The sequence below is a fragment of the Streptomyces sp. NPDC059679 genome (assembly GCF_042734105.1).
Classification (GTDB): Bacteria; Actinomycetota; Actinomycetes; order Streptomycetales; family Streptomycetaceae; genus Streptomyces.
This window is the reverse complement of record NZ_JBHWES010000114.1, coordinates 1-24200: the sequence shown is the minus strand read 5'-3', so window position 1 is coordinate 24200 and position 24200 is coordinate 1. Positions and strand designations below refer to the sequence as shown.

At 68.0% G+C, this 24200-nt stretch carries 16 protein-coding genes and 3 pseudogenes; 13 read left to right on the top strand and 6 right to left on the bottom strand.

Annotation, left to right across the window (positions count from 1 at the left end):
- Positions 1 to 73: 73 nt before the first annotated feature.
- Together ACFV2X_RS53100 and ACFV2X_RS53095 are read right to left on the bottom strand one after the other, a co-directional pair.
- On the bottom strand, positions 74 to 2131 hold the full coding sequence (locus tag ACFV2X_RS53100; RefSeq protein WP_385630957.1) for a family 43 glycosylhydrolase: 2058 nt from the start codon (positions 2129 to 2131) through the stop codon (positions 74 to 76).
- 379 nt (positions 2132 to 2510) lie between these two features.
- A complete protein-coding gene (locus ACFV2X_RS53095; RefSeq protein WP_385630955.1) occupies positions 2511 to 3308 on the bottom strand; it encodes a FadR/GntR family transcriptional regulator in 798 nt (265 codons plus the stop codon).
- 396 nt (positions 3309 to 3704) lie between these two features.
- On the opposite strand from ACFV2X_RS53095, the gene ACFV2X_RS53090 reads away from it, so the two are divergent.
- The 11 genes and pseudogenes from ACFV2X_RS53090 to ACFV2X_RS53040 all read left to right on the top strand — a co-directional run bounded on the left by ACFV2X_RS53090 (position 3705) and on the right by ACFV2X_RS53040 (position 17755).
- Positions 3705 to 5066, top strand: coding sequence for an ABC transporter substrate-binding protein (locus ACFV2X_RS53090; protein ID WP_385630953.1), 1362 nt, complete (start codon positions 3705 to 3707; stop codon positions 5064 to 5066).
- Positions 5063 to 5977, top strand: coding sequence for a carbohydrate ABC transporter permease (locus ACFV2X_RS53085; protein WP_385630950.1), 915 nt, complete (start codon positions 5063 to 5065; stop codon positions 5975 to 5977). Before ACFV2X_RS53090 ends, ACFV2X_RS53085 begins: the two co-directional genes overlap by 4 nt.
- Positions 5967 to 6845 carry a carbohydrate ABC transporter permease gene (locus ACFV2X_RS53080; RefSeq protein WP_385630948.1) on the top strand — a complete coding sequence of 293 codons (879 nt, stop codon included), beginning with the start codon at positions 5967 to 5969 and terminating at the stop codon, positions 6843 to 6845. Before ACFV2X_RS53085 ends, ACFV2X_RS53080 begins: the two co-directional genes overlap by 11 nt.
- A gap of 337 nt (positions 6846 to 7182) precedes the next feature.
- Positions 7183 to 8207: pseudogene (locus ACFV2X_RS53075) on the top strand (IS110 family transposase).
- A 43-nt stretch (positions 8208 to 8250) separates the two neighbouring features.
- Positions 8251 to 10266 (top strand): hypothetical protein, encoded by a 2016-nt coding sequence (locus ACFV2X_RS53070; protein ID WP_385630946.1) that lies wholly within the window; start codon positions 8251 to 8253, stop codon positions 10264 to 10266.
- Positions 10263 to 10610, top strand: a complete 348-nt coding sequence (locus ACFV2X_RS53065; RefSeq protein WP_353595708.1) for an L-rhamnose mutarotase — start codon at positions 10263 to 10265, stop codon at positions 10608 to 10610. The genes ACFV2X_RS53070 and ACFV2X_RS53065 overlap by 4 nt, the downstream gene beginning before the upstream one ends.
- A gap of 37 nt (positions 10611 to 10647) precedes the next feature.
- The gene (locus ACFV2X_RS53060) at positions 10648 to 11526 is read left to right on the top strand and encodes an amidohydrolase family protein (protein ID WP_385630944.1); all 879 of its coding nucleotides are present in this window, start codon (positions 10648 to 10650) and stop codon (positions 11524 to 11526) included.
- A gap of 38 nt (positions 11527 to 11564) precedes the next feature.
- The gene (locus ACFV2X_RS53055; protein WP_385630941.1) at positions 11565 to 12635 is read left to right on the top strand and encodes a zinc-binding dehydrogenase; all 1071 of its coding nucleotides are present in this window, start codon (positions 11565 to 11567) and stop codon (positions 12633 to 12635) included.
- Positions 12632 to 13393 (top strand): SDR family oxidoreductase, encoded by a 762-nt coding sequence (locus ACFV2X_RS53050; protein ID WP_385630938.1) that lies wholly within the window; start codon positions 12632 to 12634, stop codon positions 13391 to 13393. Before ACFV2X_RS53055 ends, ACFV2X_RS53050 begins: the two co-directional genes overlap by 4 nt.
- Before the next feature lie 47 nt (positions 13394 to 13440).
- Positions 13441 to 14439, top strand: a complete 999-nt coding sequence (locus tag ACFV2X_RS53045; RefSeq protein WP_385630935.1) for an aldo/keto reductase — start codon at positions 13441 to 13443, stop codon at positions 14437 to 14439.
- Positions 14440 to 14650: 211 nt separating this feature from the next.
- Complete coding sequence (locus tag ACFV2X_RS53040) at positions 14651 to 17755, top strand: RICIN domain-containing protein (protein WP_385630932.1); 3105 nt, start codon at positions 14651 to 14653, stop codon at positions 17753 to 17755.
- Positions 17756 to 17960: 205 nt separating this feature from the next.
- Here the strand turns inward: ACFV2X_RS53040 and ACFV2X_RS53035 are convergent.
- The 3 genes and pseudogenes from ACFV2X_RS53035 to ACFV2X_RS53025 form a co-directional block, all read right to left on the bottom strand.
- Positions 17961 to 18513 (bottom strand): annotated as a pseudogene (locus ACFV2X_RS53035) (amino acid transporter); the annotation flags it as partial.
- 29 nt (positions 18514 to 18542) lie between these two features.
- Positions 18543 to 19634, bottom strand: a complete 1092-nt coding sequence (locus ACFV2X_RS53030; protein ID WP_385630930.1) for an integrase core domain-containing protein — start codon at positions 19632 to 19634, stop codon at positions 18543 to 18545.
- 514 nt (positions 19635 to 20148) lie between these two features.
- Entirely contained in the window at positions 20149 to 20967 is an 819-nt protein-coding gene (locus tag ACFV2X_RS53025) for a hypothetical protein (protein WP_385630927.1), read from the bottom strand.
- Between the two features lie 1198 nt (positions 20968 to 22165).
- On the opposite strand from ACFV2X_RS53025, the gene ACFV2X_RS53020 reads away from it, so the two are divergent.
- Entirely contained in the window at positions 22166 to 22336 is a 171-nt protein-coding gene (locus ACFV2X_RS53020; RefSeq protein ID WP_385630925.1) for a hypothetical protein, read from the top strand.
- Between the two features lie 103 nt (positions 22337 to 22439).
- Here the strand turns inward: ACFV2X_RS53020 and ACFV2X_RS53015 are convergent, their stop codons facing one another.
- The gene (locus ACFV2X_RS53015; RefSeq protein ID WP_385630924.1) at positions 22440 to 22781 is read right to left on the bottom strand and encodes a hypothetical protein; all 342 of its coding nucleotides are present in this window, start codon (positions 22779 to 22781) and stop codon (positions 22440 to 22442) included.
- 273 nt (positions 22782 to 23054) lie between these two features.
- Here ACFV2X_RS53015 and ACFV2X_RS53010 point away from each other — a divergent pair.
- Positions 23055 to 23866: pseudogene (locus tag ACFV2X_RS53010) on the top strand (transposase family protein).
- The last annotated feature ends 334 nt before the right edge of the window (positions 23867 to 24200 follow it).

Sequence of the window (24200 nt, the reverse complement as noted above, 5' to 3'; positions counted from 1 at the left end):
CACAACTTCAACGGCACGAGGACCCCGAGACATGAAAACAGGCCACAGACTTAAGCCTGCGATTTCAGGCGCATCACACTAGTGGCTTGGCTCGGCGGAACCTCCACTGCTGGTTGGTGCTGCCCCTGTCGGCGTACTGGATCAGCGCGGCGCCGTCGGCCGTGCTGCCGGAGCTGACGTCGAGCACCTTGCCGCTGTTGCGGTTGACCACCTGGAACACACCGCCGGACAGCGGGCGCAGCTGCCACTGCTGGCTGGCCCGGCCGTCGAGGGTCGCCTGTACGACTCGCGCGCCGTCCGCCGTGGAGGATCCGGCCACGTCGAGCACCTTGCCGCTGCGGACGCAGGTGATGGTGTGGCAGCCGTCGGCCGTGGACTGGAAGGCCCACTGCTGGTTCGTCGCGCCGGTGTCGGTCCACTGGATCACGGCGGCGCCGTCCGCGCCGGACCCACCGGAGACTTCGGCCACCTTGCCGCTGCGCACGCTGACGCATGTGTACGTCCGCGCGGGGGCGATGGTGTACTGCACCGAGTCCACGTCGATGTAACCGGTGCCGCCCGGGTTGTAGGTGTACAGGCCGATCCGGTCGCCGCGGTAGCCGCCCCAGGTGAGCTGGTAAGTGTCGCCGACCTGGGTGAACGTGCTCCCGTCGAGGCTGTAGGCGAAGCGGCTGACCCCGTTCACGTCCCACGTGGTGCGCAGCCACACGGCGTTCTGTGTGATGGCCGCGCCGCTGGTCAGGGTGGCGCCGGCGTTGTGCTCGATCGTGGTGGTGGTCCCAGTGCGTCGGACACCCAGTCCGGCGTAGGTGGCGGCGTAGTGGCACAGTCCGGCGTGCTGGCCGTCGGCGAGGCCGGCCAGTTCGAGGCGGACGGTCACCGTGGCGCCGCCCGCGGTGCGCAGCGCTCGTTGGGTGAGGGTGTTGCCCACCTTCATCAGGTTGTCCCCGGCCAGCGGCGCGAACGCCTTCAGCCGCAGATAGCCGGGGCGTTCGGTCAACGACCACTTGTCCGCGCGGGGTTGGTAGTACCACTCCCACTGCGGCTTGAGGCGGGTGTCGGTGAACGAGTCGCTGGTCACGACGGCGGGCAGCGCGTCGACGGGGAGGCCGGGGGTGCCGGCGGCGGGCAACTGGCCCGTCCACGCCATGGTGCCGATTCCGTCCGAGCCCACCGTGCCGATGATCGGCCAGCCGTCCACCCAGGTCACCGGCAGCAGGGACAGCACGCGCCCCTCCCAGCCGCCGTGGCCGTGGTGGGTCACGAAGTACCAGTCGCCGCCAGGGGTCTGCACCAGCCCGCCCTGGTTGGGCTCGCGGTCGACCGAGGTGTTGACGTGCAGCAGCTGCCGGGTCTCGAAGGGGCCGTAGAGGCTGGAGCCGCGGTTCATCATGAGGACCCGGCCCTCGGGCTTCACCTCGCTGAACAGGTGGTAGTAGACACCGTCGATCTTGTACAGCTTGCTGGCCTCGCTGCGCGACGACTGGTGGATCACCGGGGCCGGGCCGACCAGCGACTTGCCGTCCTCGGACAGCTTGTACAGGTGGATCTTGTAGTTGTCCGAGTAGTGCGTGGTGACCAGGTAGCCCTGGCCGTCGTCGTCCCAGAACGGGCACACGTCGTTCCAGCCGGAGGTCCGCCACATCGAGTGCAACGGCTCCCAGGGCCCGGTCGGCGACGGGGCTGACGTCATGAAGAAGCCCTCGTCGGGCGTGTTGAAGTACACCCAGTACCGCCCCGCGTGGAAGCGGATGGCCCCGGCCCACACGCCACGGCCGTAGCGGTTCATCCGGTCCCAGTTCAGCTCCGGTCCGATGCGGGTGACGTCGTCGACCGAGCCGCCGATCGGGCGCCAGTTGACCAGGTCCTTCGAGTGCAGGACGGCCATGCCGGGTGAGTACCCGAACGTGCTGGTGATGCCGTAGTAGTCGGAGCCGACCCGGATGCAGTCCCAGTCGCTGAGGTCGGCCGGGACGATCGGGTTGGCGTAGGTGCCGTCGCCCTGGTCACCCCAGGTGCCGGCCGGAAACGAGTCTGCCGCCGCCACGCTCGCCGGGAGCAGGCCCGGGAGCAGGAGGGCGCCGGTACCGACCGCGGCGAGCCGGCCGAGTTGTCTTCTGGTGAGGTCCACGATGCAGTCCTTGGCTGGAGGTCATCAGGTGCGGGGGCGGTGGGTGGACACCGCGGGGAGAGAGGGAGAACGTGGAAGGGACACGGCCTTCGCGTCGTGCGTGCCGCGTCCCAGCGGGCTGACGCCCCTCACCCGTGCTGTGCGGGGGTGGCGGCATGACGAAGGCACACCCCCGGACGCCTGGGCAACGGGTCCTTTGGGACACGCGAGGACCGAGGACGGAACGACGGTTGTCGATATATCGAACGACTATCGGCTTGTCGAACCGATCGACGCCGAAGTTAGAGTCCCGGCCGTACAGAAGTCAACGGATCGTCAGCGTTTTTCCGAGACGTGCGGCGGCCGGGACAGGGCGCGCACGGCGCGCCGACGGGCGGCGTCAGCCGAACAGACGGCGCTGGATCTCGCGCCGGTAGTCCTCCAGGGTTCGGTCGAGGTGTGCCGCGGTGGCCTGCGCCGCTTCCTCGGGGCGGCCGTCACGGATGGCCCGGTAGATCGCCTCGTGCTCCTCGATGGCCGCCTCGGTGTTCTCCCCGAACGAGTCGTGGATACCGATGGCGCTGGACTGGCGCTGCAGGCGTCGCGCGTCCCGCACGGCGCTGACGAGGAACGTGTTGTGCGAGGCCGCCGACACGGCCGTGTGAAAGTCCTCGTCCGCCTGGTTGAATACGTCGATCTGGCCGTGGACGAACCCGTGCCGGCACTGCTCCGTGGCGACTTCGATGGTGCGCAGCTCCGAGGGGGTGGCGCGGGTGGCCGCCAGACTACTGGCAGCCATCTCCTGGACCCTGCGGAACTCGAACAGCATCAGTACGTGATCGATGTCGACGGGGCGGAAGAAGCCTCCCCACCGGCTGGTGACGAGCATGCCTTCGTCGTCCGCGACGAACAGACCCCGCCCCTTGTGTGCCCGTACCCGACCCAGCGCCGAAAGGATCTTGACGGCTTCCCGCACCACCGCCCTGCTGGTGTCCAGCGTCTGGGCGAGGTCGATCTCCGTGGGCAGCCGGTCACCCGGCGCCAGTCGCTCCTCGGCGATGTACGCGAGGATCCGCTCCGCCACGATCTCATACCCGGGACGGTAGTCACGCCGCTCGTCCGGGCCGTCCACCTCCGCGGGCGCGGCAGGAGGTGCCTGGACCGGCAGGGCCACTTCGATCGCCGGCGTGTCGTCCATCTGCACTGCCTCCCGGGTGACTTCTGCTCACGCGACTGATCGCGGTGGAGCCGGCATCATCGTAGCGCACAGAAGATATAAGTCGTACTCATTCCGACCAAGATCCACGGCGAGGACCATGGCCATCCGAGTGTGCAAATAGCCTTTATCGGGCATGTCTGGCGCAAATGCTCGCCCGCTGCAGGAATCCAGCAAGGGAACGTTGTACGCACCCTTGACGTACCACTCGATAAGGCGGCTAATTTCTTTCGACGCCGATCGCAGCACAGCCGCCTCTTCCGCCTCCCTCGCCCTTCCGGGCCGGCCCAGCGTCGTCCCGGCTCGCGCCACTCGCCCACCCGCTCGCGCCGCCTGCCCCATCTGCTCGGGGCACCCGCACACCCAGTGGAGTCACTCATGACCGTCAACCAGTCCTCGTCCAGCCCGAAGAGAGCCCTCGGCAGGAAGCGAGCGGCATCGCTGGCCGGGTGCGCGGTCACGGTGCTGCTGACCGTGACGGCCTGTGGCGGCGGCACCGCCGGTACGACCACCAAGGACGGCTTCGCCCAGGTACCCCAGAAGGATGGGGCGTTGACCGTCTGGGTGGACGCGACCCGGATGGACGCCGCGAAGCTGTACCAGAAGCTGCACCCGGACGTGAAGCTGGACATCGTCAGCTATGACGGCGACGCCAACGGGTCCAACTACCTCCAGACGAAGGTCCAGTTGTTCAACCGCACCGGCAAGGGCTGGCCGGACGTCGTGTTCAGCTCCCAGAACAACGAGACCTCCTGGGCGGTCGACGCGGGCTTCGCCGCTCCGCTCAACAAGGGCCTGATCCCCGAGGCGACCCTGGGGAAGTTCGCCAAGGGGGCCAACGACGTCTGCACGGTCGACGGCACCGTCTACTGTCTGCGCAACGACCTCTCCCAGGCGGTGCTCTGGTACAACGCCCCGCTGATGAAGAAGTTCGGCTACACGGTGCCGACGACGTGGGAGGAGTACCAGAAGCTCGGCACGAAGGTGGCCAAGGAGCATCCGGGCTATCTCGTCGGTGACGCGGGTGACTCCTTCGCCCCCGAGATCTATCTGTGGGCGAGCAAGTGCGGCGCCAACCACATCACCGGCCCCAAGTCCGTGTCGGTGAACACCACCAGCGAGGCCTGCACCAGGATGGCCAAGCTCCTGGACGTACTGATCAAGAACAAGTCCATGTCCATCAGCGGCGTCTTCAGCACCGACTTCGGCAAGAACCAGGCTGACAAGGTCCTGCTCATGCCGGGCCCGGCCTGGTTCGGCGGCGCGGTCTTCAAGGACACCCTGAAGGTCCCCGCCCAGCAGATCGCGGTGGCGCCCATACCGCAGTGGCAGGGAGACAACGCGCCGTCCACCGGCAACGTCGGCGGCGGCACCTGGCTACTGTCCCAGCACTCCGCTCACATCAAGGCCGCCACCGACTTCCTGAAGTGGGTCACCACCGACAACGCCTACCAGGGCGAGAAGGCGCCCGGCTTCCCGGCCTATGCGCCGGCGGCCGAGGCATGGCTGAAGGGGCAGGACGCCTCCGGCTACTTCGCCAGCGACCTGAGCGCGCTCTCCGCCGCTTCCTCCCAGGTGTGGCCGGAGTGGGGCTCGGGCCAGTTCAGCCAGGAGGCGATCTGGGCGGCCACCGTCAAGCCGGGTCTGACCCAGGGCAAGTCCATCGTCTCGATGCTGCCGGCCTGGCAGGACTCCATCGTCAAGCACGCCAAGTCCAACGGATACAAGGTCGAGCAGTGACCGTCAGCCACTCCCCGTCCGGCTCCGCCCATCGGCGCCCCCGCGGCGCCGACCGGCAAAGCCGGGCCGGCATCGCCTTCGTCGCGGCCTACGTGCTGCTCCTGATCACGTTCGGCATCCTGCCGACCGGGTACGCCGTCTACTTCGCGTTCACCGACGCCGGGGGCACCTTCACCGGCTTCAGCAACTTCGTCACCACCGCACAGGACTTCCGCTTCATGGACGCCGTCGGCCATGTCGCGCTGTACCTGCTGTTCTGGCTGGTCTCCCTCGTGGTGTTCGTGGTGAGCCTGGCGCTGCTGCTGCACCGCCTCGCCTCGGGCGCCCTCAGCAAGTCACTGCGCTTCCTCTTCTACATCCCCGGAGCGCTCGCCGGCGCCGCGAGTGTGCTGGTGTGGTTGTTCATGCTCGACCCGACGGTGAGCCCGGTCAGTTCGCTGCTGGGCATGCTGGGGTTCGACACCTTCGGCGAGGTGATCGCGCCCGGCAACCTGCCCCTGCTGTTCACGGTCATCGCGTTCTGGACCGGCGCGGGCGGCTGGATCGTCGTCATCTACGGCGCGCTCAACAACATCCCCACCGACGTCATGGAAGCCGCGCGCATCGACGGCGCGGGCGCCTGGCAGACCGCCTGGCACATCCAGATCCCCATGCTCCGCAAGTGGATCGTGTACATGGTCATACTGGCCTTCGCGGGCGGTGCGCAGCTCTTCGTGGAGCCGCAGCTGCTGTCCCTCGCCAGTGTGGGTGTGGCCGGACGCGACTACTCGCTGAACCAGCTGACGTTCGACTTCGCCTTCCAGATGAACAACGTCAACGGCGCCGCCGCGGTCTCGGTGGAGCTCCTGGTCGTCAGTGTGTCGGCCGCCGCCGTATTCGTCGCGCGGTCGGGGTTCTTCGATGCCGACTAGATCCCCGCGCCGCCTCGTGCCCCGTCTGCTGACCGGCTCCGTCCTGCTCGTCTTCCTGGTCTTCTTCGTGCTGCCGGTGCTGTGGCTCGTCCTCGCGGCGACCAAGACCGATCAGCAACTCGTCCACGGCAGCCCGCTCTCCTTCGGCTCCTGGCACACCCTCAGGGCCAACTGGGACGCCCTCACCGCGTTCCAGGACAACGCCGTCCTGCAGTGGCTCGGCAACTCGACGTTGTACGCCCTGATCTCGCTGGTCATCACGCTCTGCGTGGCCATCCCGGCGGGCTACGCGCTGGCCATGACCGAGTTCCGCGGACGGCACACCCTGCTCGTCTCGACCCTGGTCGTGATGCTCATGCCGACCGCCACGCTGGTGGTGCCGCTGTTCCTGGAGATCAACGCGGTGCATCTGATCGGCACGATGTGGTCGATCATCCTGCCGTACTCGTTCTACCCGTTCGGCGTGTATCTGACGTACATCTACTTCACCACCGCGGTACCGAAGGATCTGCTGGCGGCGGCACGCATGGACGGCTGCTCGGAGTTCGGCGTCTTCCGGCACGTCGCGCTGCCGCTGGCGACTCCGGTCGTCGCGCTCGTCGGTTTCTTCAGCTTCGTCGCCAACTGGACCAACTACTTCCTGCCGTACGTCATGCTTCCCGAGAGCGGCCAGATGCCCATCCAGGTGGGGGTCGGGACCCTGCTCAGCAATGTGCCGTCCTTCAATCCGGCCGTCGGCACCCTCGCGATCCAGCGTCCGCAGCTGGCCCTGGCGACGCTCGTGGCCATCACACCCGTACTGATCGTCTTCCTCTTCGCCCAGCGTTTCCTGGTCAGCGGGATGCTCGCCGGCGCCACCAAGGAGTAGGCCCCGGCCTGCCGTCCCGACCCTGATGCCCGATCCGGCGTCACCGCCCGACCGTCGTCCCCGGCGAGCACCCCCGTTATGTTCTTGGCGGTCCTGCAACGGGACCGCTGGCCTCCGGGCCCGGCATGGCTGTTCCCCCCTGTCGATCGGATGACCTGGGGGGTGGTGTCACCGGGCCCGAGAGGTGCCGTTGGAGACGCTGATGAGAGGTCCGACTACCGCCCGGCCTGGCGCAATGCCCGGCCGTTTGCGGGCGGCAGGTCTGCATAACGTGGATGCGCGCGTACGGCACCACCGCCCTGGCCAGCACCGCACGAGCTCTGTTCGGGAGGACGGGTTGTACGACATCGACGACGTGGGGGTCTTCCTCGGCCTGGACGTTGGCAAGAGCGCCCATCACGGGCACGCGCGCACCCCGGCCGGCAACAAGGTCTTCGACAAGCCGCTGCCCAACAGCGAACCGAAACTGCGGGCCGTCTTCGACAAGCTCACGGCGAAGTTCGGCACCGTCCTGGTGATCGTGGACCAGCCCGCCTCGATCGGAGCTCTGCCGCTGACGGTGGCCCGGGACGCGGGCTGCAAGGTCGCCTACCTGCCGGGACTTGCCATGCGGCGGATCGCCGACCTCTACCCGGGCGAGGCGAAGACCGACGCCAAGGACGCCGCGGTGATCGCGGACGCGGCCCGCACCATTCCGCACACCCTGCGTTCGCTGGAGCTGACCGACGAGATCACCGCCGAACTGACCGTGCTGGTCGGCTTCGACCAGGACCTCGCTGCCGAGGCCACCCGCACCAGCAACCGGATACGCGGCCTGCTCACCCAGTTCCACCCCAGCCTGGAGCGCGTCCTCGGTCCCCGCTTGGACCACCAGGCCGTCACCTGGCTGCTGGAACGTTACGGATCCCCGGCCGCGCTGCGGAAGGCCGGTCGACGCAGGCTGGTCGAGGTGATCCGGCCCAAGGCCCCGCGCATGGCCCAGCGCCTGATCGACGAGGTCTTCGACGCACTCGACGAGCAGACCGTCGTCGTCCCCGGCACCGGGACGCTCGACATCGTGATCCCGTCCCTGGCCCGCTCGCTCGCCGCCGTCCACGAACCGTCGGCGACGGCACCAGCTTCCCCACCGCCGCCCACCTGGCCTCCTACGCCGGCCTGTCCCCGACGACGAAGTCGTCGGGGACCTCGATCCATGGCGAACACGTGCCCAGAGGCGGCAACCGGCAGCTCAAACGGGCGATGTTCCTGTCCGCGTTCGCTGCCCTGCACGATCCCACCTCCCGTTCCTACTACGACCGATGCCGAGCCGCGATGCTCCGCGACGGCACCTTCTACGAACCCAGAACCCCACGCCTCGCTTGACGAAAGACATAGAGGCACCCCCCCCCGAACGGAGCTCCGTCCCATGCCCTTCACTTCTTCCGGCCCCACCTCGGGTGGGGACACCCCGCCCTCCGGCCCCCCGGTACCGCCACTGGAGATCCGGGCGGGGGTGCCGCTGCTCGAACCACCTGGCTGGGCCGTGGCCCAGCGGGCCCTGTTCGGCCTGCTGGACCACGCCTGGCGGCGCTTCGCCCGCGACTTCACCGGCCCGGACGGGCGGCTGAACTACGCCGGCCGGCTGACCACCCGTGACGGTGCGGACGACTTCTACGAGGTATTCTTCAACTGGCCCCAGCTGTACCTCCTCGGCGGCGCGGACGATCTGCTGCCCGCCGGCGAGAAGCACTGGGAGGGCGTGACCCGGCAACTCAGCGAACTGGACATGCTGCGCGACGAGTTCGAGCGCGGCTACGACTGGTTCCACCAGGGCGAGAGCCTGCTGCTGCTCTACTTCCTGTGCATGGCCGCCCCCGACCGCTGGTCCGAACGGGCGCTGCGCTTCGCTGAGCTGTACGTCGACCCGGCCAAGGGGAACTACGACCCCGGGCACCGCGTCATCACCCGTCCGCACAATGGCAGCGACCCCGACCGCATGGGCCTGTTCGACGGCAACGTGTACCCCTGGCTGCCGAAGGAAGCGGAGACGTACGGATTCCCGCTGGAGTGGATCCCCGAGGCGGAGGGCGGCCCGTACCCGCTCTCCTCGGACCCGCGGCTCGGAGCCCAGATGCGCGACCGGATGGGTGTCGGCGACACCGCGGTCAACCTCGCCGCAGCCGGACTGGTGCTCAACGCGTGGATCCTCTCCGGCGAGGACCGCTACCGCGACTGGATCGTCGAGTACGTGGGCGCGTGGCGCGAGCGCACCCGTGCCAACGGTGGCCTCGTACCGGACAACGCGGGGCCGGACGGTGTCGTCGGCAGCCTGCTGGAAGGCCGCTGGTACGGCGGCCACTACGGCTGGTCCTGGCCGCACGGCTGGCACAGCGTGGGCCACGCGGCCTGTGTGGCGGCGCTCGCGGCGGCCACGGCCACCGGGGACGACGACTACCTCTCCATGGTCGCGACCTCCCTCGACACCCTCATCGGCCACGCCAAGGTGATGCCCCACACCGAGGCGGACTCCAGCCTCCCCTCGAAGTGGGTGGTCGAACTCGGCCCCGACATCCACACCCCGACACCGCACCTTCCCTTCCGGCACAACGACTCGGGCTGGTTCGACTACAACCCGCTCACCCCGCCCGTGCCGGTGGCCCTGTGGCACCACACGGCCTCCGACGCCGACCGCGCCCGGCTGGAGCGGCTGCGCGAGGTCGACGGCATCGACTGGCGCACCGTCCGGCCGTTCCGGGCCAAGGAGGAGTCGGGGCACGAGAAGGCCTGGTTCGCGTTCCTCGCCGGTGACGACCCCGGCTATCCCGAGCGGATCCTCGCCGCCGCGCAGGCCCAGATCCACCATCGGCTGCGCCGGATGGACCGCTACCGCGACCTGGACGTGGCCGAGGCCGACATCCATGTATGGCAGCAGTGCAACCCGGTGGTCACCGAAGCCCTCGTCCAGCTGACCTGGGGCGGCCCCCAGGTGATGTACAACGGCGGCCTCCAGCAGGCCCGGCTGCGCTACCACGACGCCGACGCCCGCCGCGCCGGACTGCCGCCGGATGTGGCCGCGCTGGTCACCTCCATCGACCCCGAGGCGACGACGGTCGAACTGGTGAACCTTTCCCCCGAGGCAGAGCGCACGGTGATCGTCCAGGCCGGCGCCTTCGCCGAGCACACCATCACGGCCGTCCGGTACACCACCTGCCGGGACGACGGCTGGATCGGCGACATGTACGACTACGGCCACACCGAGCCGGTCGTCACCGAGGCGGAGCAGGACTGCGACAGCGCCTTCCTGACCGTACGGCTGCCCGCGTCCACCCGTATCCGGCTCACCCTGCGCCTCCAGCTGCGCTCCCGCACCCCCAGCTACCGCACCCCGTTCGACACCCCGGCGGGCCCGCCCTCCCAGGGCACGGAAGGAGAACGCGCATGAAGCGCATCGCGCAGACCATCAGGCTCCGCCCCGAGCACCGGGAGGAGTACCTGCGACTCCACGCGGCCGTCTGGCCCGGCGTGGAAGCCGCCCTGCACCGGGCGAACATCCGCAACTACAGCATCTTCCTCCACGGCGACGTGCTGTTCGCCTTCCTCGAGTACCACGGCGACGACTTCGAGGCCGACATGGCCGTCCTGGAAGCCGACGCCGAGACCCGGGAGTGGTGGAAGCTCACCGACCCCTGCCAGGATCCCTGGCCCGACCGGGGCGACTCCCGCCAGTGGACGGAACTGACCGAGATCTGGCACCTCGACCCGCCCGGCGAGGACGCCACCGTCTGACACGGACCGCGCCGGACCGACCCGACTTGGAACCGCCATGACCTCCGCCCCCGTTCTCATCGACGCGCACCACCATCTGTGGGACCTCGAACGGCGCCCGCAGCCCTGGCTCGACGAACCCGACCTGACATCGATCCGCCGCACCCTCACCCCCGACGACCTGCGCTCCACCGCGACCCGCCCCGTCGCGGGCCGTCACCTCCACGGCACGGTGGCCGTGCAGTGCATGCCGGAGGTGCCCGAGACGGAGGACCTGCTCGCCCTCGCGGAGCGGGAGCCGCTGATCGAGGCGGTGGTCGGCTGGGCGGACCTCACATCGCCTGCGATCGGCGAGACGCTCGACCGACTGCTCGCGGGACCGGGCGGCACCTATCTGCGTTCCCTTCGCCACCTCGTCCAGGGCGAGACGGACCCGGCCTGGCTGCAACGCCCCGATGTCGAACGAGGGTTGGCGGCGGCGAGGGACCGCGGGCTCTCCTACGACGTCCTGGTCCGAAGCCACCAGTTCGACCAGGCGATCCGGCTGGCCGAACGCTTCCCCGACCTGCCCCAGGTGCTGAACCACGCGGGCAAGCCGGACATCGCCGGGCGCGAACTCGCGGAGTGGCGAGAGCAGGTGCGACGGCTGGCCGCGCACGAGCACGTGGCCTGCAAGCTGTCGGGACTCATCACCGAGGCCGACCACGGCAGTTGGACCACCTCTGACATCCGCCCGGTCTGGGACGTGCTGCTCACGTCCTTCGGTCCGGACCGGCTGATGTTCGGCTCCGACTGGCCGGTCGCCAACCTCGCGGGCGGCTGGAACCGCTGGGCCGCCACCGTGGACGAACTGCTCACCGACTGCGCGGAGAGCGAGATCCACGCGCTCCTCGCCGGCACCGCGACCGCCTTCTACCGCCTCCCCGCCCCCGGCTGACGTACGGCGCTCGTGCCGAGAGGACTTTGGAGAAAACGATGACACTCGTCGTCCACTACACGGCCGCCCGCACCCTGGACACCGCTCCCGCACCGAGCGTGGAGCCGGGCCCCGGCGAGGTGGAGCTCGCCCCCGCCTACGTCGGTATCTGCGGCACCGACCTGCACATTTTCCACGGCGACATGGACGCCAGGGTCGCCACGCCCGCTGTTCTGGGGCACGAGATGTCCGGCCGGATCCTCCGGGTCGGTCCGGGCGTGGAGGACTGGGCGCCCGGCGACGCGGTGACCGTGATGCCGCTGCGCTGGGACGGCACCTGCCCCGCCTGCCGGGCCGGTCACCAACACGTCTGCCAGCACCTCGACTTCATCGGCATTGACTCCCCCGGCGCCATGCAGCAGCGCTGGACCGTACCCGCCTCCACCCTGATCCGCCTGCCGGAATCACTCGCACTGGACCGGGCGGCGCTCGTGGAGCCCACCGCGGTGGCCGTCCACGACGTCGGCCGGGCGCAGGTCACTGAGGGCGAGAAGGTCGTGGTCGTCGGCGGTGGGCCGGTCGGGGTGCTGATCGCGCTGGTCACGCAGGCTGCCGGGGCCGAGGTGCGAGTGGTGGAGCTGAGCGCCCACCGGCGTTCGCTGGCCGAGGAGTTGGGGCTGGCCACGTGGGATCCGGCCGCCGACGACATCGGCGCCCTGGTCGGCGCGTGGACCGGCGACGCTGGCGCCGACGTCGCGTTCGAGGTGTCCGGTGCGGCCGGCGGTGTGGACACCGCCGTGGCAGTCCTCGGGGTGCGGGGGCGGCTGTGCCTGGTCGCCATCCACCCCCGGCCCCGCGCGGTGAACCTGCACCGCTTCTTCTGGCGCGAACTCACCCTCGTCGGCGCCCGCCTGTACGACCGTTCCGACTTCGAGAAGGCCGTCGCCCTGGTCGCCGACGGCACCATCCCCGCCGACCGGCTGATCAGCAAGGTCGTCCCCCTCACCCAGGCACCCGCCGCGTTCGAGGCGCTGGAGGGCGGCGGCGACGTGATGAAGATCCTCCTCAACTGCACCGACAACACCAGCGACCACGACGACAGCGACCACGCCCACGGAGCCACCGCATGACCCCCCTCGACCTCACCGGGAAGCTCGCCGTCGTCACCGGAGCCCGCCGCGGTATCGGCCGGGCCATGGCCCGCGCCCTCGCCGCCGCCGGAGCCGACATCATCGGAGTGAGCGCCTCCCTGGAGGAGTCCGGCAGCGACGTGGAGAAGGACGTCACCGCCGTAGGCCGCACCTTCGAAGCCATCCGCGCCGACTTCGCCGACCCCGACGCCGTCCGCGCCCTCGGCGCCGACCTCGCCGGACGCGAACGCCCCGTGGACATCCTCGTCAACAACGCGGGCACCATCCGCCGCGCCCCGGCCGCCCAGCACCGCGACGCCGACTGGGAGTTGGTGCTTCAGGTCAACCTCAACGCCCAGTTCACCCTCACCCGCGCCGTCGGCGCCACCATGGCCGCCCGCGGCCACGGCAAGGTCATCTTCACCGCCTCCCTGCTCAGCTACCAGGGCGGCATCACCGTCCCCGGCTACACCGCCGCCAAACACGGCATCACCGGACTCACCAAAGCCCTCGCCAACGAATGGGCACCCCACGGCGTCAACGTCAACGCCATCGCCCCCGGCTACATCGCCACCGAGAACACCCAGGCCCTGCGGGAGGACCCCAGCCGCAACAACGCCATCCTCGACCGCATCCCCGCCGGACGCTGGGGCGACCCCGACGACCTCGCGGGCGCCACCGTCTTCCTCGCCTCCGACGCCGCCGCCTACATCCACGGCACCACCCTGCCCGTCGACGGCGGATGGCTCGGCCGATGAGCGGCGGCCTCGACTCCGCGCCGGTCCACGGCCACGAGGGGGACGTCATGCGACACCGGAGCGTCGCCCGCACGTCCGTCGAACTCACCGCCCTCGGGTTCGGCGCGTCCGTGATCGGCAACCTGTACCGCACCACCTCGGCGGCCGACGCGTCGGCCGCCGTGGACGCGGCCTGGGACGCGGGCATCCGGTACTTCGACACCGCGCCGCACTACGGCCTCGGGCTCTCCGAACAGCGCCTCGGGGTGGCCCTGCGGCAGCGTCCTCGGGACGAGTACGTCGTCTCCTCCAAGGTGGGCCGGCTCCTCGTCCCCAACGAGCGTCCCCAGGGCGTCGACAGTGAGGGCTTCGTCGTCCGGGACGACCTGCGCCGGCAGTGGGACTTCAGCCGGGACGGCGTGCTCCGCTCCATCGAGGACTCCCTGCGCCGTACCGGCCTCGACCGGCTCGACATCGTCTACGTGCACGACCCCGACGACCACTGGCGGCAGGCCGCCGACGAGGCCCTGCCCGCTCTGGCGGAGCTGCGCGACCAAGGGGTCGTGGGGGCCATCGGCGCCGGCATGATCCAGTCGGCCATGCTCGCCCGTTTCCTGCGGGAGACGGCCGCCGACGTCGTCATGCTCGCCGGGCGCTACACCCTCCTCGACCAGTCGGCGCTGGACGACGTGTTGCCCGCAGCGCGGGGAGCGGGCAAGAGCGTCGTCGCGGTCGGTGTCTTCAACTCCGGGCTGCTCTCACGTCCGTGGCCCGCCGAAGGCATGAAGTACGACTACCGGGACGCCCCACCGGAACTGGTCGCCCGCGCACGGGCGATCGCGGAGGTCTGCGAGGAGCACGGCACCAGCCTTCCCGCCGCCGCCATCGCCTTCCCGACCACCCATCCCAGCACCGTCAACGTCACGCTGGGCATGCGCGACCGCGCACAGGTGATACAGAACGTGGCACTCCAGCGGAGCGCCGTACCCCGGGCGCTCTGGGACGACCTCCGCGACCGGGGGCTGATCAGGCAGGACGTCCCCACCACCGTCGGCGGTGTCCCCTGATGCCGCTGAGGGGCACGCGCGCCCCACGTCCAGTCGCCCTCGACCGACCCGCCCGATTACCCGGACCCCGCCGCATCCGTCGCGAGGGAAGCACGTATCCCTGCTTCTGCCACTGAAATGTCTCCCCGTCCGCGAAACCGCACCGACAACACAGCCGGAGCCGCCGCATGAACGCTTTCCCGACCGACCGATCCAGCAGGAGGGGCAGACGATGAAGCCCTTCCCCTCCACCGTCCGCAGGCTGTCGGCCGTGCTGGCGACGGCCCTCTGCGCGACGACGCTGACCTCCCTCACGCTGTCGCCCCCGGCCTCGGCCGCGACCCAGGCGACGTACTACGTTGCCCCGGACGGCAACGACGCCAACGCCGGGACGATCTCCGCGCCGTTCAAGACCCTGCGGCACGCGCGGGACGTCGTACGCACCGTCAACGACGACATGACCGGCGACATCAACGTCTATCTGCGCGGCGGCAACTACCCCGTGAGCAGCACCATCGACTTCACGTCGGCCGACTCCGGGACGAACGGCCACCGTGTCGTCTACGCCGCCTACCAGGACGAGAAGCCGGTGCTGAACGGTGGCGTCCCGGTGACCGGCTGGACCCAGCACAGCGGGAACATCTGGAAGGCCTCGCTGAACCGGGACGACAAGCTCCGCGCGCTCTACGTCAACGGCAAGCGTGCCCAGATGGCCTCGAAGACGATCGACTCGGCCGGATGCTACGGGACCTACACCGTCACGGCCGGCCAGGCCCCCTGGGCCTGGGAGTCGGGGTCGCAGTGCGACGGATCCAAGTACAGCCTCTCCGACCTGCCCGCCGTCGCCGCCAACCAGGACGACGTCGAGATCAAGTCGGCCACGACCTGGACCACGGCCATCGTGGGCGTCCGGCAGATCACCACGAGCTCGGACGGTGCCAACCGCGTTGCCCTGTTCCAGCAGCCGGGTGCGGCCATCGCCCAGGCACCGCCGTACGGCCCGTTCAAAGCCAGCGGCAGTCATACGTTCATGAACGCGTACGAGTTCCTGGACCAGCCGGGCGAGTTCTACTTCGACAAGACGAATCACGCGCTGTACTACTACAAGTCCAGCTCCGAGGACATGACCACGGCGAAGGTCTTCGCGCCGAACAACGTGTCCACCCTCCTCAAGATCGCGGGCACGTCGACCACCGACCACGCGCGGAACATCACGTTCTCCGGGCTCACGGTCGAGCACTCCGACTGGAACCTGGTCAATGTCGCGGGATCCGTCTTCCGGCAGGGAACGCAGGGCAACGCCAGCTCGAACGTGTACGCGAGGAAGAACTTCCACGCCTACACCTACCGCAACGTCGACCTGCCGCCGGGCATCATTCAGATCGAGAACGCCGACGGCATCACCCTGCGGCGCAACACGGTGCAGCACACGGGCGCCGACGGAATCAACATGGTCAACGACGTGACCGACTCGCAGCTGATCGGCAACGTCACGAATGACATAGCCGGCTCCGCGATCACCGTGGGGCACCCCCAGCACGTGTACATCGGGGACTACACCTCGACGAACAACGAGAAGTACCCGGTGAACGTCGAGGGGATCTGCAAGAACATCTCGATCACGAACAACTACCTTTACGACAGCGCGGTGTTGTTCCAGGGCTCCAGCCCCGTGTCGGCGTACTTCGTGGACTCCCTGACCGTTGAGCACAACCGGATCGAGAAGTCTCCGTGGGCGGGCATCACCCTCGGCTGGGGATGGTGGAACTTCGACGGTTCGACGAACTCCATCAATCCCGGGAACCCGACCACCACGGCGAAGAACAACACCATCCGCCACAACCAGATCGTCGACCCGATGCAGACGCTCGGCGACTCCGCCCCCATCTACACCCTGGGAGCGCAGCCGGGCACCGAGATCAGCGACAACTACATCCAGGGCGTTCCGGCCGGCCACAAGTACGGACTCCACCCCGACGAGGGCTCCGCCTTCATCGACTTCCACGACAACGTGCTCGACGTGGACAAGGACCTCACGTCCACCATCCACTCCGGCACGTGGGGCCGCCAGCACGACCTGAAGATCACCAACACCTACGGCACCGTCAACAAGATCTTCAGCAAGAGCATCCCGGGCAGCACCATCCAGGACGTGCGCGCCTACGCGGACAACGTGTGGCCGTCGCAGGCGTACGCCATCGCCGTGGGCTCCGGCCCGGAGGACGCTTACAAGGACATCGTCCCCTGGAGCAGCCTGGGCCGGCAGGACTACGCGCTGCCCGCGAGCACGTTCACCGGCAAGGGCGTGTCGTCCGTCCCCGTCCGCAGCATCGGTGACGGGACCAGGACTCTGTGGCTCGCTCCCTCCGGTACGACGGCGTTCGCCGTCGGCCCCACCATGACGAAGGCCGCCGGCACCGCGACGGCCATCAGTGTCCCGCCGACAGTCGGCGACTACCGCCTCTACGTCGTGGACGCACAGGGGAACGCCTCGCCCGCGTCGAAGTCGCTCGTACGGCAGCGCTGGGCCTACGTCGACGACAAGGACTCTCCCGTCACCTACTCCACCGGCTGGTCGAACTGGAACGACTCGCAGGACTTCAAGGGGTCCGAGAGGTTCGCGAGCAGGGCGGGCGACTCCGTCCAGTACTCGTTCACCGGGTCGGCCGTTCGGTATATCAGCATGAAGCAGCCGAACATGGGCAAGGTCGACGTCTACATCGACGGCACCCTGGCACAGGCGGGCATCGACGCGTACGCCCCGACCGTGACGAAGCAGGTGGTGCTGTTCGAGAAGACGGACCTCGCCGCGGGACCCCACACGATCAAGGTCGTGTGCACCGGCACGAAGAACGCGTCGGCATCCAACACCGTGTGCGCGCTGGACGCGTTCGCCTCCATCGCCTTCCCCGCGAAGAACGCGTTCTACAAGGTCCTCAACAAGAACGGCGGCAGGGCGATCGACGTCTCGGGCGGATCGACCTCCGCCGGGGCGAACGTCATCCAGTGGAACGACACCGGAGCGCAGAACCAGCGCTGGCGGTGGGTCGCGGTGGGTGACCGCAGCTACGAGATCGTCAACCAGAACAGCGGTCTGCTGCTGGACGTCACCAACGGGTCGGAGGCGGACGGCGCGACCATCGTCCAGCGGGCCGACGACAACGGTGCGAGCCAGCACTGGACGCTGGTCGCCGACGGAAACGGCTACTACAAGATCAAGAATGTGAACAGCGGCAAGCTGCTCGCGGTGTCCAACTCGACGGCGGGCACTCAACTCGTACAGACGACGGACACGAACGCCGACAGCCAGCTGTGGCGGGCGGTGAACGTGGACTGATCCCCCAGCCACCGCGACCCGCGGCGTGCGGTGCGCCGGCGGGTCCGGGGCCGTTGGTGGACGCCGTCGTCACGGCACCTCCTCGGGTTCACGGTCTGTCGGCCCCAGTCGATCACGACCGTCCCCGGGTCACGCCAGCGAGCCCGGCGGCCGGGGGACGGTGATGGCCCCGGCCGCCGGGCGGCGGTTCAACCGTCAGAGGCCCTTAGGAGGGGGTGACGGCGTCGTGCGTGCGGTTGCGGTGCAGGCGGTCGCGGAGCAGGGCGACGCCCACGGCCACCAGGGTGGACAGGACCACCTGGTCGCGGCCGCCGCCGTCCGCGGTGTCGGTGAGCATGTAACACAGCACGAACGTGATCATCGCGATGGTGGCCCAGGTGAGGTACGGGTAGAGCCACATCCTGACGAGCAGCTTGTCCGGCGTCTCCCGCTGGATGATCCTGCGCATCCGTAGCTGGGAGAAGCAGATGACCAGCCACACGAACAGGGCGATCGCACCGGAGGGGGTTCATGATCTGGCCGGCGTGCGGGATGCCGATGGAGTTCAGCGCGGCCACGTACGAGCCGTCCTTGAGGATGGCCGGGTCGTCCCAGCGCAGCAGCGACACCACGACCAGGACGGAGCCCAGGTAGAACACCGCGATCCGCCAGATCACGCTGTTGGTGGCCTTGGTGACCGCGGCCCGCGGGTTCTCGGCCCCACCGGCGGCCAGGGTGACGATCTCGCTGCCCATGAAGGAGAAGACGACCATCAGGATTGTGGGTGCCGACAAATCATCCGCGCAGTTCAGGCCGCTCGCTGGTATTCGTGGAGGGTTCCGCCGAGTCGGTCTCGTCTGTGGACGTCCAGTTGGGCAAGCTGGGCTTGTTGCGTGATGGGTGTGGGTAGCGGGCGGCAGGGAGCGGCTTGTTCCAGGGCTCTGTGCGGGCGGTGTTCGTTGTAGAAGGATTCGTACTCGCGTAGTGCGTGGAGGAGGTGGTTCTGGTTCCAGATCAGGGTCCGGTCCAGGAGTTCGGTGCGGCAGGTCTGTATCCAGCGCTCGATGAGTGAGTTCATCCGTGGTATCCGAATGCCGGTGGTGACGATCTTGAGACCGGCATCGGTCATGAGGGCGTCGAAGGCGGTTGTGAACTTCGAGTCGCGGTCTTGGATCAGGAACCGTGTCCTGCTGCCTGCGTCTTCGAGGTCCATGAGGAGGTTGCGTCCGAGCTGCGCGATCCAGTCCCCGGTCGGATGTGCGGTGGCACCGAGGATCCTGATGCGACGGGTGGTGTGCTCGATGACGGCGAAGACGTACAGGCGCGCTCCGGTCAGCGTGCGGACTTCGAAGAGGTCGCAGGAGAGGAGGGCCTTGGCCTGGCTGCGGAGGAAGTCGGTCCAGGTGGTGTTCTGCCGTTCGGGTGCGGGTGGGATGCCGTGCTCGCGGAGGATCTCCCAGACCGTGAAGGCGGCGACCTTGATCCACAAGGCTGCGAGTTCGCCGTGGATCCGGCGATATCCCCACGAGGCGTTCTCCCTGGCCAGACGCAGAACCAGGGCGCGGATCGACCGGAGGGTGCGTGGGCGTCCGCGTCGCTTGGGCATGCAGGTCGCGGCATGGCGCCGCCTGAGCAGCTCCCGATGCCAGCGCAAGACCGTCTCGGGGCGGACCAGCAGCAGAAGGTGCTGCAGTCTGTCTTTGGGCAGGTGGTACAGAAGGCCGGCGAGGACAGCGCGATCGCTGTCGGCGAAGGCAGGCTTGCCCACCTGGCGTTGCAGGACCAGCAGTTGGTGCCGAAACACGAGGATCTCGATGTCCTTGTCTCTGTCGCTCATCGGTAGGAGGCGTAGGAACGTGAGGGTGTTGGTCGCGGCGAGGTAGGCCAGGCGCAGCAGCACGACAGATCATGATGCCGTCGGGGCCTTGTGCTGGTGAAGACGCCGGGGTGAGCGTCGGCCAAAGTCGAAGATCTCTGAACAAGCTCTCACCTGCGTGGATGATTTACCGGCACCCGCAAAGCCAGTCGCAGCAGCACGATCGATCATCATGACGTTCTGATGGCAGCTGCGCGAGAGCGCCGGCTCAGACGACCGCGACCAGATTTCGGGAAACCCGATGCACTGGCCCCTACCAGGGCGGATGAGATTTCTGGCAAGGACAGGGTCCCCAACCCTGCTACGGATGATCACGGAGCGGTGAGGCGAGCTAGCCAGATCATCGTCGTTCAGCGCTTGTGTCGCTCGATCATCCGGCTCACGGCATGGCGGCGAGCGTGTCGACCAAGACGCGCAGTTGTAGCACGGCGTCGCCCTGGTCGAGGAGCTCGGCGGCCGAAGCGGGACGGAGCGCCAACCCCTATTCCTGCCTGCTTGAGGGCTACTCGAGGCATGCTGCCGAACGGCCATTTTCGGGTCATGCGGCCCCGGTGATGGCCCCAAGGACCTCGATCGCACGCTGCACGTTGCGGCGAAACGCGACGGTGAGTGCCGCGAGCACCGTAAGAGGATAGACGAAGGGTTCCGCCGCCTCCGGGACGGCGCCAGTGAGCGCCAGCCCCGTCACCGAGCCAGCCGCGAGGACGAGTGCAGCAATCCATCGCAGAAGGTCGCGGTCGGGCAAGGGGTCGACGCCCTCCAACTGCGCTTCCTCGAGGAGCGCCCCCAGCCGGGCGTGGCAGTACCGATCAGAGATCGTCAGAAGCGTGTCAGCAATATCTCGAAGCGCATCGTCAGAATTGGTGTCGAGGTTGGTCTCGAGCGCACGCAGTGCTGCTGAAACGTGCCGCGCGTGTTGCTTGAGCGGCTTCCTGCGGTACGACAGCCTTGGCACGGATCCCCGGCTCCGGTGTGCGCCCGCCACATTGCGCAGCACGACCTTCAACCGCTTCGACACCTTTCGCAGCATCAGTGCCTTGCGTTCGCCTCCAGTGCGTCGGGCGTTGGCGCAGGCGTGAATGACATCAGCACACTGCATCACGAGTGCGTAGCGACGCGCCACCAAGAGCCACGACAGCCATGAAGTGCGGCGTGAGGCTCCCCGGCTGATCAGGAAATTCACCAGTTGGATGATGCAGAAGCAGGAAGAACCGACGATGACGGTGATGAAGAGTGACTGCTCCCAGGGATCGCCGGAGAGCTCTCCCCAACGAAGCAACGGATTGTAATCATCCTGAGGTAGGAGGCCTCCCCCCGGAACATACGGGGGAAACTGGATATCGGTAGTGGCTGCCACGTACCAGCCCACAGGTACGCAACCAAGCAGAGTGATCCCGAAAAAAGTCAGTAGGGCCAATTTTGCCCAGAGTTGTAGGTGGACCCTGCGCCTGAGCGCAACTCTGACTCGCAAGGGGATCGGGCGCTGGATGTCTAACTCGCCCAGGTCGGCAGCGAGTCGCCCCAGGTCCTGGGGATTCAAGGACACCAGGCCCGCACGGGTATGCCGAGTAGAGCCAGGGTCACGTTGCCCCGGAAGCGGTGAGGTCCGGACCTGACCTGGTGACTGACCTGCTGTCATAGTGGTGAATCCTGCCACGCTCTGCACACTGGCAACTACAGCACAGTGCCCTCGTCGACGTCGGCCTGGGCGAAGAGCTTGGCGGCCGGAGCGGCGGCACTGATGCAGAGGACATGGCTCGCTGGCACTGTTGCCAGCGGGCCACGTCCTTTTGGTCCGACCTCGGCGGGGCCGACATAACCCCCGCGACGGGCCACGGAACTTACCGGCCCCGCCGTCTCACCGCTCACGGCCTCGTCGCGCTCACCTTGACCGCTCCCGATCGCCAAGGGGTGCACTCGGCGAGGGCCGGCGCCAGTTGACGACCAGCAGGGGAGTGGCGGACGTATCTGCCAAGCGGCGTTCTCGCTGCCCGAAGGAAGCACCGAGCAAGACCGCGGACCATCACGGCCAAGACCCCACGAGGTCTGCTTCCCCGGCTACGGCCGCTGGGCACACAGCCCGTGATGGAGTTCACCGATCTCGAACACTTTGGTGCCCGATCCATAGATCCCTGACCGCAGTCGCTCTCGCCCGGCCGTTGCGGACGGCCGGGCGAGAGCTTTGTGTGCACCCTCTCGGGTCGGCACGAGGGGGCACAGCGGCCTTCCGGACGGGAAGGTCCGACGCCAGTTGGCGTCTGTCATCCCGTTGAGGGGGTAGCGCGCCCCCTGGCGCAAGGGAACTGGGAACCTCGCCCCTGAAAGCGGCTAATCCGCCATCATCTGCCACCGCACCTCCCGGCGGGTTGCGTCAGCGCCCCCTCGCGCCCGCCTGATTTTCCGTACCCGTGACCTAATGTTCCGTGATCGCGTGATCACGTGGCGTGTTCGAATACTTTCCCACCATGTTCGCTCTCCAGGTCCCTGATGGCGCGTCGGCACCGCCTGGAGGAGCCCTTCCGGACACCTTTGACCTCCTTCAAGGGAAGGCCCCGATGTACAGAAAGCAGGTGTTGACCGCCATCGTTTTGGTGACGGCACTCGCATGGAGCGTGGTGATGGCCGCGCTCGGGCACGTCGCCGCGATCGCGGCCCTGGTCCCCTCCCTCGGTTCACAATTCCAACTGCCCACTGACCGGCGGCTTCAAGGCGGGTGTGACCCCTGATGAGATCACCGATATAAACCGTGGTTTCGGTGGTGAAACCCTGCTCAGTGAGGTTTTCTCAGCGAAATGATCTCCGCGAAGTAGCCTGTCACGGCGGGAGGTATCACATACCTGGCGGGATGGCGAACGGGTCATACCCCTCGGGCATGAAGCAGCCGTAGTCCTGCAGTGGTTGCGGATCGCTCAGCACGATTTGCTTGCGCTCGCCGGCAGGGGAGAGTCCGTCTGGGCGGTCCAGAACTCGTCGGCCAGGGAGCCCGGCGGACGCTGGTGCGTCGGCTGCGAGCCGGCCGAAGCGGTCCAGCAGAGCCCACACAGCGTCGTAGACATCGCGGATCTCCTCGGCTGCCCGCTCTTCGGTGATCTCAGGGGAGGCTTCGCGGTACGCCGCGCGGGCCGAAGCGACAAAGCGCTCCGGATCGACGATCACCACGTCCTGGCGCATCCGAACGCTGATCGTCATACCCGCCACCGGGGCTGACATCTCATCCACCGCCCCACGGTACTGCGTCGGAAACGCGACAGACCGCGGATTCTCTCCTGAACATGGCCAGCAAGGCACGCCCCAGCTCTGAGATCCGCTGGGCACTCGGCTCAAAAGCAGGCACCGAACCAACTGATCGGTACGGATCGGGCGTAGGGACCTGGCGGCGGGCAAGCGTGAAGCCCCTGGTAGGACAGGTCCGCCAAGATCATGTCCGTAGCAACCAGAGGCTTCATGTCGATCACCTATGTTGCCACGCTCGACGTCCCGCGCCACGTGGTGCTGTTCCTCGCTCGCCTGCTGGCCACCCACCGGCGCCGGAGCGGAACTCCAAGACGCTCCCGGGCGCTCGGACCGTTTCGGCAGGCGGTGCTGGTGGTGCGCTGGTTCCGTGAGCGCGGTTGCGTGCACTGCTTGGCCCGAGACGCGGGCATCTCCCAGGCTACGGGCTACCGCTACCTGCACGAAGGCATCGATGTCCTTGCCGACCTGGCCCCTGACCTGCATGAAGTCCTGAGCCGGTGTCAGCGCGAGGGCATGACGCACGTGATCCTTGACAGCACCCTGATCGAATCGGACCGCCTCGCGGGCGTACGCGAGAACGGAAACGACCTGTGGTTCAGCCAGAAGTACAAGGCGTTCGGCGGCAACATCCAGTTCCTGTCAGCCGCGGACGGCTCGCCGCTATGGGTCTCCGACGTCGAGCCGGGCTCCACCCCGGACGTTACCGCCGCCCGCATCCACGCCCTACCCGCCCTGTACAAGGCGGCGGCCGACGGCCTACCCACCCTGGCGGACAAAGGCTACATCGGTGCAGGTATCGGCGTCCTCATCCCGGTCCGTCGCCCAAAGGGCAAGTCCGAGCGGGCCCTTCACGTCGACACCCGTACGTCCAACACCCTGCTGCGCCACCTGAGAGCCCTCGGTGAGCGGGCCGCCGCTGAACTCAAGCTGCGATGGCGCACCCTGCAGTACGTCACGCTCAGCCCCAGCCGGATCGGCGACTCGCCCGAGCCGCCCTCGTCCTCAACGGAATCTGGAAGTGACCACCGTTGAGAAAGCCTCACTGAATCGGGCGACAGAGTCCCACACGCTGTCGCACGCCTCCGGCGCCGACGTGTCACCCCTGAAGGGTGTCTTTATTGCCGTGTGGTGGTTGACCTGGGGTTTTTCGATCGCCGAAGTATGGGCATGATCGCTGATCGTGGGTCTGCGACTGCTCTACCTGATCTTCTGCCGACTACTGGGCTGCATCCTCTTGCTGAGCCGATCGACTGCTGCGAAGAACGCCGAGATCCTCGTGCTTCGTCATGAGGTCGCCGTCCTGCGACGGCAGATCGAGCGGCCGCGGCTCTCATGGGCTGATCGTGCCCTCCTCTC